The following is a 15,242-nucleotide window of genomic DNA, read 5'->3' on the forward strand; positions in this document are numbered from 1 at the left end:
AGGGAGGTTATTGTACATGAAAAAGTGGGGCTTTTTTGTAGTTGTTGTACTTATGCTGGGCGGGATAGCCATTAAATATGTTTCGAAAGGCCTTACCGAAGAGGGGGAGTCCAAGGATACCCAGCCGGGTAGTAATGCGTTCCAAATGGTTGCGGTATCCCAGATTTATCAGGGGGAGCTGCTGCTCGTCAATAAGGATAATCCGCTGCATGAGACAAGCGTCAAATCCGATATTGTTAGGCTATCCGAGCACCCAGATCTTACGCAAGGATATGTATTGATGGACACGAAGCTCCGTCTGTCGAGGTCGGTAGCTCAGGCCTTTGTGGAGATGGTTCAGGCTGCGGCGCAGGACGGGGTCAATCGTTTTCTGATCAGTAGTGGCTACCATGACTTTACAGAACAGGAGGCGCTATACCGGGAAAAAGGATCGCAGATTGCGCTCCCGCCAGGCCGAAGTGAACATAATCTGGGCTTGTCGCTGGACATCGGATCTTCCCAAGCGGAGATGAAAAGGGCGCCGGAGGGGAAATGGCTGAAGAAAAATGCCTGGAAGTACGGTTTTGTGCTTCGCTACCCGGAGGACAAGACGGCGATTACCGGAATTCAGTACGAGCCCTGGCATTTTCGTTATGTGGGCTTGCCGCACAGTGCAATTATGCAGGAGAAGGATATGGTGCTGGAGCAGTATCTGGATTATCTTCGGGAGCAAAAAAGCTTTACTGCTGAAGCCGAAGGTCGGTCTTACGAGATATCCTATTACCCGGTCACGGAGAATGTGATGATCCGAATCCCAGTGAATCAGCGTTACGAAATATCGGGCAATAACGTGGACGGTATCATCGTGACGACCGAGAAGTGACAACAACCTGAGATGAGAGAGGCGAGGACAACATGAAGGATTCCAAATCACCCGGTATGCTAACGCTCATATCATTCACCGCATATTTGTATCTATTGGTCAAGGTTATTCTGTTCAAAGGCGGGCATGTAGACATACATATTCTGCTGCAGCAATTCCAGCTTACGTTACAGGACCCGGGGAGGATTTTTCATCGCTCCTACAATCTGGTACCCTTTAAGGAGATCAAGAGAGACCTGCATCACCTGTCGTTATCGAACCCTTTTCTGAATATTAATCTGACTGGCAACGTGCTGGCGTTCATCCCGTTTGGTGTTCTCTTACCGAACGTCTTTCGGAACATTACATGGTCGGTAACCAAGGTGTTGGTGTGTTCGTTGCTGCTCAGCCTGAGTTTCGAGTCTATCCAGCTTCTGCTGACAATCGGAACCTTCGACGTGGATGATCTGCTCCTGAATACACTCGGCGGGTTAGCAGGTTATATTCTGTATACAATGTTCTCCGGGCCTGCCCGCCGCAAGCCAGACAGTGAGGCAGACCAGGAAGGAGAGAGGCTGAGGTCTCAGCAGCGCCTAAGTGCACCGGAGTATTTATTTCTGGATAAATGAAAAAATTGGAGTGGTTGTTACCATGGAAGCCGGCTGTGTAAGATTCTACGAATTTGGACGCCCACTGGATAAAGTGCAATATTATATTTGACACGGCATGGAGAGACAGAATGGAATCTGGTACATCGGATGCAGGGATCAGAGGATTCGCCCCTAACTCCGCGAGGTCTGCAACAGGCGGAATGGCTTAGAAAGGGAATGCACTCCGTACCGCTGGATGCCATCTACGCAAGCCCTAGTCCCCGGGCGGTGCGGACCGCGGAGCTTGTACGCGGCGAGCGCAGCATTCCGCTGGAGACGTCAGCAGCGTTCATGGAGATGGGCTTCGGCCTATGGGAAGGTTCCCTGCATTCTGAGGTAGCGCCTCGCTACCCTGAGCAATGGCACAACTTCTGGAAGGACCCTGAGAAGTTCGAGCTTGAGGGAAGTGAGACCTATGGACAGGTACGGACAAGAGCACTTCATAAACTGCAGGAAATCCTGGAGAAGCATGAGGGACAGTCAGTACTTATTGTCACGCATACTATTACGATTAAGCTTCTGATGGCTTACTTCGAAGGAAAAGCAATGACGGAGCTTTGGGGTTTACCCGAGATCCATCCGACAAGCCTTTGCCGTATTGATATTACTGATGGCGATCCGGAAATTGTGTTGCACGGGGACATCAGCCATTACGAAGAATAGATAGCAAAAATGACCCCGAAGAGGGTCATTTTTATTTTGAACAAACTATTTAGAATTTCGACAGCTATGTTGTTCATGCTTACCTGTGCAGACTGCTGAAAAATCGGGTTAGCTGTTAATGAATCAATAAAACACTTTCGTATGCAGCAGATCAATTGCCTTCTCTAACTCCCTCAGCTCGTCTTCAGAAATGTGCTGTATGCGGTCGTTGAACTGGGCTTCAATCCGGCTGAACACCTCATTCATCAGCGCCTCGCCTTTGGCCGACAAACGAATGTATTGTTTGCGACGGTCCTCCCGATCAGTAACCTTCTCACAGAACTGCTTTTCGCTGAGCTTCTTGATTTCCCGGCTCGTATTCGGCATGGACATATGCATGCACTCACTGATATTACTGAGTGTTGATGGCTGACTGACAGCAATGTATTCCAGGATCTTATATTGAACGGCGGTAATATCACCCGGTCTGACGTCTTTGGTCAAATCATTCGAGATTTGATGCACAGCGGCTGTAAAAGCCAGAAATTTTTGAAAAACTGTATCCACAGAATCCCCTCCTTTGACAACATAGCAAATTAATTATCAAAAAACAATTATCAAATGAATATTATCAATTGACAACTATTTTGCGGTCATGATACCATTTTGTTATCAAATGATAAGTAAAGGGGTTCACATTATGAACATGCTCGTTATCTATACGCATCCTAATCATCAAAGCTTAAGTCATGCCTTTCTTGAGGAGGTTCTTAGAGGCAGCCAGGAGAATAGCAGCATCAGTGAAATAAAGGTGCTGGATCTTTACGAAGAAGGCTTTGATCCCGTCCTGGTGTTCAATGAGCACAAACGCAGACGGGATATGCACAAAGAACCCGCGCTTGCCAAGTACCGGGAACAGCTTCTATGGGCCGACAAGATTGTATTCATATATCCGATCTGGTGGGGACGGCCGCCGGCGATGCTGATGGGCTATATTGACCAAATGTTCGCCTCGGGATTTGCTTATAAGGATACAGGCAAGCTGCTGCCGGAGGGGCTGCTAAAGGGAAAATCGGCCGTCTGTATCTCGGTCATGCAAGGGCCTGCCAACTACCCGCTTTTGTTCCTAAACAACGCGCACAAGGCTTTAATGCGCAAAGGATTACTCAATTATGTCGGTATCAAGAAGGTGAAGTTCTTCGAGTTCGGCAGCATGGAGAGTCCACGTGGACGGCATAAGGAGAAGCTGAATAAGATTTATCGTTATTTTCAAGCGGTGGGACGGTAATGTCGGATTTTTTATTGCGTTTGCAACAATTTTAAAGTAAGATAATGTTGTAAATGCAACAAAAATAATAACTGCCATTACCTGCTAGGAGCTACCACTATGACAGAAATACTGAGAGAAGTCGGAATGATTGCCAGATGTTTTGAATCTATAAGCAATATCGAATTTAAAGAACTTCACCTTGCGAAGGGGCAATATTTATATCTTGTACGGATCTGCGAGAATCCTGGCATTATTCAGGAGCGGGTTGCAGATATGCTGAAGGTGGATCGGACAACGGCTTCGCGTTCCATTAAAAATCTTGTCTCGGGTGGACTGATCGAGAAGCAAAATGATCCAGATAACAAGAAGATATTGAAGCTGTATCCAACAGAAGAAGGAAAGAGAATCTATCAATTTTTAAAAAGAGAAGAGGAGTACTCCAATGCTGTAGCCCTGCAGGGCTTTTCCGAAGCAGAACTGGAAGCTGCCTTAGAGCTGCTGCATAGGATTCGAACTAACATAGAGACGGATTGGGAATTGGTTAAAAAAGGCGGTAAACGCGACTACACTTGATTGAAGGTGATACACCGATAAGGAGAGACATGCGATATGATTGCGATAGAAATCATTAATTATGAGAAACAGTACCATGAAGATTTTAGACGACTGTCTTATGAATGGCTGGAGAAGTACGTCTCGGTGGAGCCAGAGGATGAGAGGATTTTAGCGAATCCGCAAGAGATTATTTTGGATAAGGGTGGTTATATTTTTCTGGCCGTGTACAGAGGTGAAGTGGTAGGAACTGTATCCTTGATCAAGGTAGATGAGATTGTATTTGAGCTAGCCAAGTTCGCAGTAACCGAACAATACCAGGGGCTGGGGATCGCAAGACGTTTGATGGATCATTGCTTAAAGGTTGCGAGACAGGAACAGTCAGCGAAAATAATTTTGTACACCAACCACAAACTTGTCTCGGCAATTGCCCTGTACAGAAAATACGACTTTGTAGATGTCCCTATTGTTGATAATAAGTATCTGGAGTCTGACATGCGAATGGAGCTTCGCTTAAGTTAATCATCGTTTCGTAATAGAAACGATCGTTGAACCAATGCTCTACCGAAGACTGTTGATGTTTATTGCATCAGCAGTTTTTTTAATGCCGATCATTATCAATGAATTTTATTGCGTAATCGTTTATTGTAGAATGTTGGGATTTTGTTACAATTATCATTGGTAGATCATAATGCTTCAGGGTAGGTGATCAGGATGGATTATAAAATTGTCTTTTTCGATGTGGATGGAACGCTTACCAGCCATAAGGATGGGAAGATCCCGGAGAGTACCAAATTGGCTATACAAGCGTTGCAACACAAGGGGCTGAAAGTAGTTGCTGCAACCGGCAGGCCATTATCGATGTGTGGGGTTGTAAGAGAACTGGGTATAGATACCTTTATTACGGCTAATGGCGGGCATGTGAAGCATGGGGAGCAAGTGATACATAAGGTACCGGTGGAACCGAAGAATCTCCGCGAGGTGTATGATTACGCCGTCAGCCAGCAGCATGGCATGTCCTTTTATACCGAGGAGTTCTGTATGAACGGGATTCAGGACACGACCATCATGCAGGCGCTGCAAGAAACATTTTTCATGGAGGAGTATCCAGTATTCAATCCCCTGATTTGTGAGCAGGAGGTCTACTTGATGTGCCTGTTTGCTAATGACAGTATGCTGGAGGGCTACCAAGATAAGTTTCCACACTTAACCTTCAGAAGATGGCATCCTTATGTGCTGAACGTATTGCAGGATGAGGTCTGTAAATCGGCAGCAATCCTGAAAGTACTGGAATACTTCGGTCTGGATGCAGCAGAGGCGATTGCCTTCGGGGATGGCGAGAATGATATTGATATGCTGGAACTGGTTGGTCTGGGAATTGCCATGGGCAATGGGGGAGACAGGCTGAAGCAGGCTGCGGATTTTGTAACCAAGGCTTCGGGTGAGGACGGAATCGGTTATGCATTAAGACGATATGGTGTGATTTAGAGAGACGGTTTGAAGATTATTTTAGCGAAAGTATTCGGCTAACGAAGAACGGAATGTAGAGACATACATAGTGTTGAACGGTTCCTCGTTAGCAAAATCTTAAATCATACTAGCGGCAACTGTTGGTGGCTTGGCCTATCTACTTCATCTCCGATAACTCTTCTCTTACGCTCTTGGGCAGTTTTTTGAACACTAAGTCATAGGAATGATCAATCATGTCAAAGATATCCGATTCCAGCATTGAACCATCGATGGTAACGGTATTCCAATGCTTCTTGTTCATGTGGTACCCTGGCCGGACATTCTCATGCTGCTCTCTCAAGTTCTCGGCAATCACCGGATCACACTTCAGACTAATCTCGAAGTAATCCCCTTTATCGGAAAAAAGAGCAAACATTTTATCTGCGACCTTCATCACCAAGGGTTCGGGGCCGAAGGGATATTCCTGGGTGGCTCCTTTTTTCTTAGAACAGTATTGCACAATGTTATTCTCATTCATATCCTGTAGCCCTCCGGTACTGTGATTACATGCTTCGCCTTATTCAAGGAAATGGTAAGGTGTTGTCCGGTTGATGTCAAGTTGCTGGTGGTTATGGCACGTAGTTCGCGGATCGTAGTTTATGGCTGGCAGTTCGCGGATTGTAGTTTATGGCTCGCAGTTCGTGGCTCGTATTTCGTGGCTCGTATTTCGTGGCTCGTATTTCGTGGCTCGTAGTTCGTGGATCGTAATTTATGGCTGGCAGTTCGTGGATCATCGCTCATGCCCGTAGTTTGTCGCTCGTCGCTGTAAATAATGGCAATTTTGCACCTTAATTAAAGAAATAATTAATATATAAGGTAAATAAGTGCGAAAATGCACTCTAAATCCACGGGTGAAGCTACTTTTCAGGCTAAGTGGGGGAATTAAGGTGCATTTTTGCACTTAATTGCTGTTTTTCAATATATTTATACATATTAAGGTGCAGATTTGCATCTATTTCCCAAGCGCTTGACCTTCTGGTACGGGGACTTGTTCACAAGAGAGAAAAAGGGCTGTCCCTGTCGTGGAAAATCCACGGATGAGACAACCCTTTCTTCGGATTAGGATCGTGTGAAGTATTATTTATTGGAAGAACCCGATACACTTGCGCCAGATACAGCTTTTGCTACAGGTGTGTAACCATCCGGAAGGTAGGTCACAGCCGAGCCTTTGGAAATTACTTGCGGATAGAAACCGCTTGGGTCCGGTGTTGTTACATTGAAGTAGATCGTTGCTTTCTTGTCTTTGCCGAATTCAATCTTCTCAATCACAAGACCGTAGCCCGGATTAGGCAGATTGTTCACGGTCAGCGTAACTTTGTTGACGCCCTCACCGGCTTTGCTCACCTGAAGGTCGGTCTCGTAAGTGTACTCCGGAGCTGTAGTGCCCTTGTCAGGTGGCTCGATGCCTTTGGCGAATTCGGCAGTATCATGGAGCCATATTGCAGCTTCCGAGCGGGTTATAGCCTGATTAGGATGGAAGTTGTTATTTTTGTCCAGTGCAATCAGACGGGTGTTGAGCAGCATTTGCAGGTTATTCACAACTTCACTTGGGAGTTTGCTGCCGTCCTTGATGTCAAAATACATCAACGTTACAGGGAAGTTGCCTTTTGTCTTGAGCGCTTCCGCTAGCAGATGAGCAAACTGTGCCCGGCTCATCGCTGCATTCGGGTTCACATTTTTGTCGATCGGCAATCCATTCTGCTTGGCGGTCAGAAAGGCCGATGCATACCAGGCCTTGTTGTTCACATTGGTGAAAAAGTCACTGCTCACACCGCTGGATGGCTTAGGAGACAGCTTTAACCCGCTGACGATAAACTGAATGCCTTGAGCGAAGCTTACACTGCTCTTGGGCGCGAACTTGTCACTGGTCACTCCATTGATGATGCCGGCGTTGTGCAGAGCGTTGATTTTGCTCTCTCCCGGATCTCCCTTCAGATCAGAGAAGGCAAATGCCGATGCCCCAAAGGATACACTTGCTGCCAGAATACTGCACGCTATGGTTATTTTTTTAGCGCTATGGATGAATGTCATTTTCTTCATTGTGCCTCACCTCTTATCCTCTTAGATGGGGGATTGTCTCAAAATGTTGCAGGAACTTATAATAAACTTATAAATTTTAACTGAGTGACAGGAGACCTATAGATATGGGGCAGCAGAGAATGGAACGGATTAATGTCGGAATTTTTGCCCATGTTGATGCCGGAAAGACGACAACAACGGAGCATATTTTATATGAGAGTGGTCGCATTCGTTCGCTGGGCAGCGTCGATACCGGCACGGCGCTGACCGATTCGCTAGACGTGGAACGTCAGCGGGGGATTTCGGTACGGGCGGCGCTGGCTTCCTTCGATTGGAAAGGGGTACAGGTAAATCTGGTAGATACCCCCGGTCACGTTGATTTTCTCTCAGAGGTAGAGCGCTCGCTTCGCGTGATGGACTGCGCGGTGCTGATTCTCTCCGCAGTGGAGGGCGTGCAGGCGCAAAGTGAGATGATCTGGAGCGCACTGCGCAAGCTGAGGATTCCTACCCTGATCTTTATGAATAAAATGGATCGGACCGGAGCTAACCCGGAAGCGGTGCTGGCTCAGGCTCATACTTATCTATCCGGGGATATTATCCCGATTCAGCAACCTCTTGGCAGGGAGCAGGATTATGCCGGTACTGCGGATCTATGGGAAAATGGCGCTGATTCCGCTGCTCAGACTGAGCTGTTGGAAGCTTTGGCCGAGCGGGATGAGGCTTTGCTGGAGACCTATATGGCAGGCGGTCCACTTGACCTTGCAGTATGGCAGAACCATCTTGCAGATCGTGCGGCTGCCGCAGAGCTGTTCCCGCTGGTCTATGGCGCTGCTGCCAAGGGTATGGGCATTCCTGCGCTGCTGGACGCTATGATTCAGTATTTCCCAAGGGCGGGCGGCGATGCAGAGCTTCCCGTCTCCGGTATTGTATACAACATTCAGCGGGACAAGAGTATGGGCCGGATGGCCTTTGTGCGATTGTACGAAGGGACGATTCGCAACCGTGACGCTGTGCAGAACTACTCGCAGAATATCCAGGGCAAGATTACCCAAATCCGCAAGGTTGAGGGTGGCCGTACTGAAGATGTAGGGGAACTTGAAGCCGGAGATATCGGTGTGGTGTACGGCCTATCCGGCGTGCGAATCGGCGATGTGTTGGGCCGGCCGGATGCGATTCCGCAGGAGGCCAAGCTCGCCGTGCCACTGCTAACGGTGCGGGTGCATTGGGACGAAGCGGCGGACGATCATAAAGTGATTGCCGCCATGCAGGAGCTGGCGGATGAAGACCCGCTGCTTGATGCGCAGTGGCTCCCAGAAGAGCGGGAGCTGCACATCAAGGTGATGGGGCCGATTCAGCTCGAAATACTCGGCAGCGTGCTGGATAGCCGGTACGGTCTTGCCGTCACCTTCGGCCAGCCGTCAGTGATCTATAAAGAGACGCCAGCCCGTGCGGGCGAAGGCTTCATCGCCTATACAATGCCTAAGCCATGCTGGGCGATCTTGCGGTTCCAGATTGAACCGGGGCCGCCGGGCAGCGGCCTGGTTTACGATTCGGTCGTGCGCAGCTCCGACCTGCTGCCGCAGTACCAGAATGAGACGGCCCGGCGAGTGCCGGAGGCCTTGCAGCAGGGACTGAACGGCTGGGAGGTCACCGACCTGAAGGTGACGCTAATTGAGGGGCAGCACCATGTGTGGCATACCCATCCGCTGGATTTTGCCGTGGCGACGCCAATGGGTATTATGGACGGGCTCGCCCGTGTTGGCACCAAGCTGCTGGAGCCGGTGCTTCAGGTGCGGATTGTAGTGCCCGAGGAGAATGGAGGGCGCGTCATGAACGATCTTGTGCAGATGCGCGGCACCTTCGAGCCGCCGGTGCTGCTGGGCGACCGGATGATCATCGAAGGCCGTCTGCCGCTGGCGACGTCGCTCGATTATCCGGTCACGCTAAGCTCCTTCACGAAGGGGCGGAGCACATTCACTTCTTTTTTTGCCGGATACGAAGAATGCCCGCCCGACGTTACCGCCGAGCGCACCCGCCGGGGTGTGAACCCGCTGGATCAGGCGAAGTATATTCTTAGTGTGCGGAAGGCGCTGCAGGGGTAGGGAAGGGAAGTATCCCAGAGCTGGTGTGTAGTGAGGGAGTTTGAGGGTATAGATTTAGATGCAAAGTATGGGTGTAAATGCAAGTTAAGTGTGGATGCATGTGTAGCTGTGAATGTAAGAGTAGTCGTAGATGTAAAAGTTAGGTGTGAATATAAGGATAGTTGTAGATGTAAAAGTAGATGTGAGTGTCAGAGTAGGTATATATGCAAATTCAAGCTGTAGTTGTACGTACGGTTGTAGGTGTGAACATAGTTGTAATCGCACCAGTTGAATAACTGGAAAATTGGGCGTTAATTAGGCGGAATTGCAGGTTCGCTCTAAAATAACTGGAAAAACTCCTGTTAATTTGGCTGATTACCTCTGCTTGTGTATGATCTGGAAGAATTAACGGGAGAAATTCCCTTTATTCTGGAGATGAGGCGGTAAAAGTCATGATTAACGGTATATTTTCCTGTTAAATAACTCTTTAGTCTTAGAATCCACTGATGCTAGGATATCGTTCATCAAGGGTTCTTCGAATGGCCCAATGAAGCAATTGAGGAATGGAATAAACAACTGTTCTAATTACATTTATAACCACATTTATAACCACATTTATTGATAATGCTTAAAAATAATATGAGCATATGGAATCTTCTTTTATTAAAAGTATATATATGTAAATATAAGCGTGATATAATTCTAGTTATTTGCCATAATAAGATGATTTTCAAGCACCAAAGGCCAGCAATCTTTTGTTATGTAGAGTGAACTGTTCAGCTTAGTCATCCTATTAAATAACAAAGAGAGGGTCATTGTCGTGAACAAACCCAAAGTATTTATAGGATCATCCCTTGAGGCGAAGCATTATGTGGATGCCATCAACGAAAATTTAAGCTATGTGGCTACGGTGACGCCGTGGACCGCTGGCGTTTTTAATGAAAACCGTTTCACGATGGAGGATCTGGATGAGCAGCTTACCCAGAGCAGCTTTGCTGTTTTTGTGCTAGCCCCGGATGACCTTGTTTCTCTGCGCGGAAAAGTGTATCTGGCACCACGGGATAACACGATTTTTGAGCTGGGGATGTTCTGGGGCAAATTGAAGCGTGAACGGGTCTTTTTCATATTACCGCGATCAGTTCCCCAAGAAGTAGAGGGGCAAGGGATCGAGGGCTTCCGTCTGCCTTCCGATCTGCTGGGACTTACGTTGCTCTACTATGAACTGCGTGATGATAACAATTATACGGCCGCGGTTAGTGTGGCTTGTGGGAAGATCACGCGGCATATTCAGGAAAAGCAGCATTTTGCCGATCCTTATGCTAAGATTCAGAACCTGGAGCGGGACATTCGCATGAAGGATATGCTGCTGTTGTTCTTCATCAATTATGTCCGGCCCTCGAACCTCTCGGCTGGCGGAGAATATGATAAATTATATGAGGCTGTCAGAGTCAGCTATGATATCTCGTCACTGGAGCAGTTCCGGATCCGGGGAGCGGCTATCTGGCGTGCAGAAGGTAATGACGGAATCCGGCAGGTGGCTGGAAATGTCGGCAAAGACCGCTTCTACGCGTTCGAGGACAACGACGGGCGGAACGGCAAAGATCGTATTTTGGTGCTGGATGCTTTTTTGCAGGGGACGGTTCAATTTTTTCTGTACCGGGTGCATGTTGCCGCTGAATATATTGTGTGTTATCCTCTAGGTAAGGAATTGGTAATTACGATCCATTTGATTGGCCCTCTGGAACTGACAGCGAAGCACTTCGAGCAGCTCTCCGAGGATAACAAGGAATTTATGAACGTACTCAACTATTTGTTCGGAGGGGATTTGAAATGAGCAAACCGCGCGGCAATGAGGGCAGCCTCGAGAAGGCAGGGCAGGCTTATAAAGTCTCATCGAGCTCCCGGAGGAATCGGGACAGGCTAAGAACAATAGCTCTGAGTAACGAGTCGGACAGAGTCGTCAAGGGACCTTCCGTAAGTAGCGATAACGATGTGAACTATATATTGGTGTACCAAATGGATGCTAATTATGAGAAGCCATTTTTTGCACGATAACATATGAAGATAGCCGAAAGCAGGAGGATCTTGGGGTACCGAGATCAGCTTGCTTTTTTTGTTATAGTAGGGAATTGGTTGTTTTTTAAAAGGTTATAAGATAATTTAGTATAGTATTCGTGATTAGTGAGCATGGGGTGCCAATAAGGGGTGAACAGCATGAGTGAGCTATACAGAGTGTTGGTTGTTGATGATGAACTGTTGGTTAGACAAGGCGTCAAACATATACTGAATTGGGAACAGCATGGCTTCTGTATTGTGGGTGAGGCCTCCAATGGCAAAGAAGCTTTGGAAATGATAGGGGAGCTGGCTCCGCATATCGTGCTTACCGATGTCGTCATGCCGGTGATGGACGGCGAAGAGTTGACTCGTCTTATTAAGCATAGCTGGCCGGATATTGAAGTGATCGTACTTAGCAGCTTCAGTGAATTTGATTATGTTCGCTCCACCTTCCAAAGCGGGGTGTCTGATTATATTCTCAAGCCACATCTGGAGACGAAGATGCTGCTGGGAGTACTGGAGAGGACGGTAGAGAGACTTCCTGCCGGACTGAAAAGGAAACCGCAAGCCGATTACACCGTCACATTGAACCAAGTGTTGGAGAAGCTCGTTAACCGTTATGAGGTGGACGTAGATCCGACGATGTTGGCAGAATGGTTCCCTTATCAGAACTATTACATAATGGGCGCTACTGTACATGAGGGAGATCAACTGCTGGAATCTTTGCAAGCGCTTATTTCGAAGCTGAAAATCTATCCATTGCCGGTAAATTCCGTGCCAAGGCATCCAGAACTGAGAGCTTATGTGGTGAATATCGGCCAAGATGGTGAGGCAGAGGCTGTTCTTTTATCCAAGCTGAAGCGGTTAAATCCTTCTTCCGTTACAGATAGTGGAGATTTCGTCTGGGCACTTAGTGGGCCTTTTCATTCTTTGGATCAGCTGGGGGACAGTTTTCATCACAGCTTCCTGCCATTACTATCCTATCGCTTTTTCCTGCCTGTGCCGGTGGTACTTGCACCGTCTGAGCTGCTACACTTTGAAAAGGTTACCAAAACATCAGCGTCCTTAAATGACACCGCGTTGCACGCTTTAATGGAGCATATTCGTAGATTGCAGCTGGAGGAAGGCTTCGGGGTGCTCTATCAATTCATTGCGCAGCAATCTGAGTCGTATAATACGGATGTCTTTGAATTCAAATCCTTAATCGGTAATCTGGTCTTTAACGTCATTCAATTGCTGGGCACGATGAACATGAGCTCAGACACGCTGAACGAGGCTAAATATAGTTACTTCAAATCCATTGAAGAAGCTGGCCATGTCACAGATATTGTTACGCTCTTGGAGCAGTTCCGGACACAGCTGGATCGCAGTATTCATGAGGCTACGTCCTCTTTCCACGATGGCAACCCCAATATGAAGCTGCTGCTTGATTATATTGATAAAAATTATACAGAGCCTATCACCTTAACGGAGATGGCTAAGCAATTTCATTTCAATCCTTCGTATTTATCCAGCTTCTTCGCTGCCCATCATCATGAGGGCTTCAAAGAGCATTTGAATCGAGTCCGCATAGATAAGGCTGCTGATTTATTACGGAGCAGTGACCACTCGATCTCTGAGATCGGCGGTATGGTCGGCTACGCGGATCATAGTTATTTCTGCAAAGTCTTTAAGAAGAACACTGGCATATCTCCGAGTCAATACAGACGACAATATTATTCACGAGTGGAGAAGGAGTAGGGATGAAGGAGCGATTTGAACGACTGCGATTTCAGGGGTTATTTATAAAAATATTTTTGGTCATGGTGGTTTGTATTATTGCAATTGCTGTATCCGTGGTATGGACTAATCTGCGTATGACGCAGCAGCTATTTCTGAAAACCTTCAGTATTACCAACTCTAAAGTGCTGAATCAGATTCAAAATAACTTCGAGTCCTTTCACTACTCGGTTGTACTTGCAGCCAATCAAGCCCAGCAGAGCGTCCCGCTAAAGACCTTTCTGACAGAGAAGGAATCGGACGAGCTATACCGTGTGATGAACTCCTATTACAATATGACCCAGCAAATGAATCGGATTCAATCCACGATCACTAGCTATTCGGTGGGTCTGTCGGTAACCGGTAAGAATGGCCGGGATTATACGGGCGTAGTGAATTATGATAAGCCGACGGCGCGTGAGCTGCAGCGTAGTGCTATAACGACCCATGCGGCAGAGCAGCCTGGCAGAATAATGTATCAATATTATCGTGATGAGGGGGGCAAACATGCCGTTGTCGCTACAAAGGTGCTGCGAGAGCGTACGACAGAACAGCAATACGGCATGTTGTATATCGCTATTGATGAGAGCAGCTTTAAGCCGTTCTACAATAATTTCTCCAGTGAGGGCAATGACTTTATTGTGCTGGATCGCAATGGCACGGTGGTGACAAGCAACCTGTCTGACCTTGAAGGACAGAAGAATGATGAACTGCTGCATCAAGCGAAGTTGGTTCAGGAGCAAGGACAACAAGCCAAGAAGGTCCATATCATGGATCGTGATAAGCTGATGCTCGTACAATATTTGCCTTCGTATGATTTTTATCTGGTGAATATGCTTGACCAGCAAAAGGTGCTCGGGCAGATGGTAAACACACGGAGTGTGGTACTGATCTGTCTCTTTATTGTGCTTGTTGCTCTGGTTGTTGTCTTTCTGATCTCGCGGAGAATGACCCGGTCGATTACGCTGCTGGCCCGCCAGATGTCCAAAGTGACACGCCGAAATTTTCATAACTATGTCAAGGTATCCGGGGGCTATGAGATTCAGGAGCTGGGGCGGGCATACAATTATATGCTGGATGAGATCAATGATTATGTGGACAGGCTGGTGGAGACGCAAAAAGGTCAGAGAAAGGCGGAGCTTGCAGCTCTTCAGCAGCAGATCAATCCCCATTTTCTATACAACACCTTGGCTTCGGTTAATTTCCTTGTGCAGCAGGGCAGCAATGATAAGGCTGTACAGACTATTCATTCGTTAATTTCGCTTTTGCAAAATACAATCAGTAACGTGTACGAGACGGTGTCCGTCGAGCAGGAGCTTGTGAATCTGAAGAGTTATGTGTTTATTAATCACATCCGTTATGGGGAGCGGATTCGGGTTCATTTCTTTGTTGCACCGGACTGTGTTCAGTATCAGGTTCCCAAGCTGATTATTCAGCCATTCATCGAGAATGCATTCTTCCATGCTTTTAACCGCAAACCAGAAGGCGTTATCCATGTCTTGATTGCCAGAGAGGGGCAACGGCTCGTCTGCGAGGTGATCGATAACGGTGATGGTATGGAACTAGCGAGTGGGGAGGAAGGGAATCTCCTAATCTCAGCTCAGAATAAGGCACCCAAGCATTCCAGCAAGCTGTTCTCAGGCATCGGGGTCGCTAATGTGAATGATCGGATTAGTTTACTGTATGGGGAAGAGTTCCAAGTGAACATTACAAGCACTGTTGGTGAAGGGACCAGAGTGAAGATAACGCTTCCTTTAATCGAAAAGACGGAAAATCAGTGATGTAAGCGGTACAAAATCTAATGAAATTACTATAATCCAAAAATAATACATGTCGTTGTTAAGAGTAATGTGCATTCGGGCAAC

General features: G+C 47.3%; 15 protein-coding genes. 12 read left to right on the plus strand and 3 right to left on the minus strand.

Annotated elements, in window-relative coordinates; genetic code table 11:
- Positions 1–16 precede the first annotated feature (16 nt).
- The 3 genes from AC3Y23_RS20310 to AC3Y23_RS20320 all read left to right on the plus strand — a co-directional run bounded on the left by AC3Y23_RS20310 (position 17) and on the right by AC3Y23_RS20320 (position 2,154).
- The gene (locus AC3Y23_RS20310; protein ID WP_379202345.1) at positions 17–862 is read left to right on the plus strand and encodes a M15 family metallopeptidase; all 846 of its coding nucleotides are present in this window, start codon (positions 17–19) and stop codon (positions 860–862) included.
- 32 nt (positions 863–894) lie between these two features.
- Complete coding sequence (locus AC3Y23_RS20315) at positions 895–1,470, plus strand: VanZ family protein (RefSeq protein WP_379202347.1); 576 nt, start codon at positions 895–897, stop codon at positions 1,468–1,470.
- A gap of 87 nt (positions 1,471–1,557) precedes the next feature.
- Positions 1,558–2,154, plus strand: a complete 597-nt coding sequence (locus AC3Y23_RS20320; protein ID WP_379202349.1) for a histidine phosphatase family protein — start codon at positions 1,558–1,560, stop codon at positions 2,152–2,154.
- 123 nt (positions 2,155–2,277) lie between these two features.
- Here AC3Y23_RS20320 and AC3Y23_RS20325 read toward each other — a convergent pair whose 3' ends face one another.
- Positions 2,278–2,700, minus strand: coding sequence for a MarR family winged helix-turn-helix transcriptional regulator (locus AC3Y23_RS20325; protein ID WP_379202351.1), 423 nt, complete (start codon positions 2,698–2,700; stop codon positions 2,278–2,280).
- A 133-nt stretch (positions 2,701–2,833) separates the two neighbouring features.
- Between AC3Y23_RS20325 and AC3Y23_RS20330 the strand changes: the two genes are divergently transcribed.
- The 4 genes from AC3Y23_RS20330 to AC3Y23_RS20345 all read left to right on the plus strand — a co-directional run bounded on the left by AC3Y23_RS20330 (position 2,834) and on the right by AC3Y23_RS20345 (position 5,443).
- Entirely contained in the window at positions 2,834–3,421 is a 588-nt protein-coding gene (locus AC3Y23_RS20330) for an NAD(P)H-dependent oxidoreductase (RefSeq protein WP_379202354.1), read from the plus strand.
- 99 nt (positions 3,422–3,520) lie between these two features.
- A complete protein-coding gene (locus tag AC3Y23_RS20335; protein ID WP_379202356.1) occupies positions 3,521–3,976 on the plus strand; it encodes a MarR family winged helix-turn-helix transcriptional regulator in 456 nt (151 codons plus the stop codon).
- 36 nt (positions 3,977–4,012) lie between these two features.
- Positions 4,013–4,477, plus strand: a complete 465-nt coding sequence (locus AC3Y23_RS20340; protein ID WP_379202358.1) for a GNAT family N-acetyltransferase — start codon at positions 4,013–4,015, stop codon at positions 4,475–4,477.
- 192 nt (positions 4,478–4,669) lie between these two features.
- Positions 4,670–5,443 carry a Cof-type HAD-IIB family hydrolase gene (locus AC3Y23_RS20345; protein ID WP_379202360.1) on the plus strand — a complete coding sequence of 258 codons (774 nt, stop codon included), beginning with the start codon at positions 4,670–4,672 and terminating at the stop codon, positions 5,441–5,443.
- Positions 5,444–5,582: 139 nt separating this feature from the next.
- Here AC3Y23_RS20345 and AC3Y23_RS20350 read toward each other — a convergent pair whose 3' ends face one another.
- On the minus strand, positions 5,583–5,942 hold the full coding sequence (locus AC3Y23_RS20350) for an MmcQ/YjbR family DNA-binding protein (RefSeq protein WP_379202362.1): 360 nt from the start codon (positions 5,940–5,942) through the stop codon (positions 5,583–5,585).
- A gap of 599 nt (positions 5,943–6,541) precedes the next feature.
- Complete coding sequence (locus tag AC3Y23_RS20355; RefSeq protein ID WP_379202364.1) at positions 6,542–7,504, minus strand: S-layer homology domain-containing protein; 963 nt, start codon at positions 7,502–7,504, stop codon at positions 6,542–6,544.
- 104 nt (positions 7,505–7,608) lie between these two features.
- On the opposite strand from AC3Y23_RS20355, the gene AC3Y23_RS20360 reads away from it, so the two are divergent.
- From AC3Y23_RS20360 to AC3Y23_RS20380, 5 genes are all read left to right on the plus strand, one after another.
- Complete coding sequence (locus AC3Y23_RS20360; RefSeq protein WP_379202366.1) at positions 7,609–9,585, plus strand: GTP-binding protein; 1,977 nt, start codon at positions 7,609–7,611, stop codon at positions 9,583–9,585.
- Between the two features lie 799 nt (positions 9,586–10,384).
- Positions 10,385–11,398, plus strand: coding sequence for a TIR domain-containing protein (locus AC3Y23_RS20365; protein ID WP_379202369.1), 1,014 nt, complete (start codon positions 10,385–10,387; stop codon positions 11,396–11,398).
- A complete protein-coding gene (locus tag AC3Y23_RS20370; protein WP_379202371.1) occupies positions 11,395–11,619 on the plus strand; it encodes a hypothetical protein in 225 nt (74 codons plus the stop codon). The genes AC3Y23_RS20365 and AC3Y23_RS20370 overlap by 4 nt, the downstream gene beginning before the upstream one ends.
- A 159-nt stretch (positions 11,620–11,778) precedes the next feature.
- On the plus strand, positions 11,779–13,359 hold the full coding sequence (locus AC3Y23_RS20375) for a response regulator transcription factor (RefSeq protein ID WP_379202373.1): 1,581 nt from the start codon (positions 11,779–11,781) through the stop codon (positions 13,357–13,359).
- 2 nt (positions 13,360–13,361) lie between these two features.
- Positions 13,362–15,158: a cache domain-containing sensor histidine kinase gene (locus tag AC3Y23_RS20380; RefSeq protein WP_379202375.1), complete on the plus strand. Its 1,797-nt coding sequence runs from the start codon at positions 13,362–13,364 to the stop codon at positions 15,156–15,158.
- Positions 15,159–15,242: the final 84 nt, after the last annotated feature.

The organism is Paenibacillus sp. MAHUQ-45, from assembly GCF_058133325.1.

Excerpts from the sequence above, each read along its gene's own strand:
- AC3Y23_RS20310 (WP_379202345.1), top strand. The coding sequence starts at position 17 with ATGAAAAAGTGGGGCTTTTTTGTAGTTGTTGTACTTATGCTGGGCGGG.
- AC3Y23_RS20315 (WP_379202347.1), top strand. The coding sequence starts at position 895 with ATGAAGGATTCCAAATCACCCGGTATGCTAACGCTCATATCATTCACC.
- AC3Y23_RS20330 (WP_379202354.1), top strand. The coding sequence starts at position 2,834 with ATGAACATGCTCGTTATCTATACGCATCCTAATCATCAAAGCTTAAGT.
- AC3Y23_RS20335 (WP_379202356.1), top strand. The coding sequence starts at position 3,521 with ATGACAGAAATACTGAGAGAAGTCGGAATGATTGCCAGATGTTTTGAA.
- AC3Y23_RS20340 (WP_379202358.1), top strand. The coding sequence starts at position 4,013 with ATGATTGCGATAGAAATCATTAATTATGAGAAACAGTACCATGAAGAT.
- AC3Y23_RS20345 (WP_379202360.1), top strand. The coding sequence starts at position 4,670 with ATGGATTATAAAATTGTCTTTTTCGATGTGGATGGAACGCTTACCAGC.
- AC3Y23_RS20350 (WP_379202362.1), bottom strand. The coding sequence starts at position 5,942 with ATGAATGAGAATAACATTGTGCAATACTGTTCTAAGAAAAAAGGAGCC.
- AC3Y23_RS20355 (WP_379202364.1), bottom strand. The coding sequence starts at position 7,504 with ATGAAGAAAATGACATTCATCCATAGCGCTAAAAAAATAACCATAGCG.
- AC3Y23_RS20360 (WP_379202366.1), top strand. The coding sequence starts at position 7,609 with ATGGGGCAGCAGAGAATGGAACGGATTAATGTCGGAATTTTTGCCCAT.
- AC3Y23_RS20370 (WP_379202371.1), top strand. The coding sequence starts at position 11,395 with ATGAGCAAACCGCGCGGCAATGAGGGCAGCCTCGAGAAGGCAGGGCAG.
- AC3Y23_RS20375 (WP_379202373.1), top strand. The coding sequence starts at position 11,779 with ATGAGTGAGCTATACAGAGTGTTGGTTGTTGATGATGAACTGTTGGTT.
- AC3Y23_RS20380 (WP_379202375.1), top strand. The coding sequence starts at position 13,362 with ATGAAGGAGCGATTTGAACGACTGCGATTTCAGGGGTTATTTATAAAA.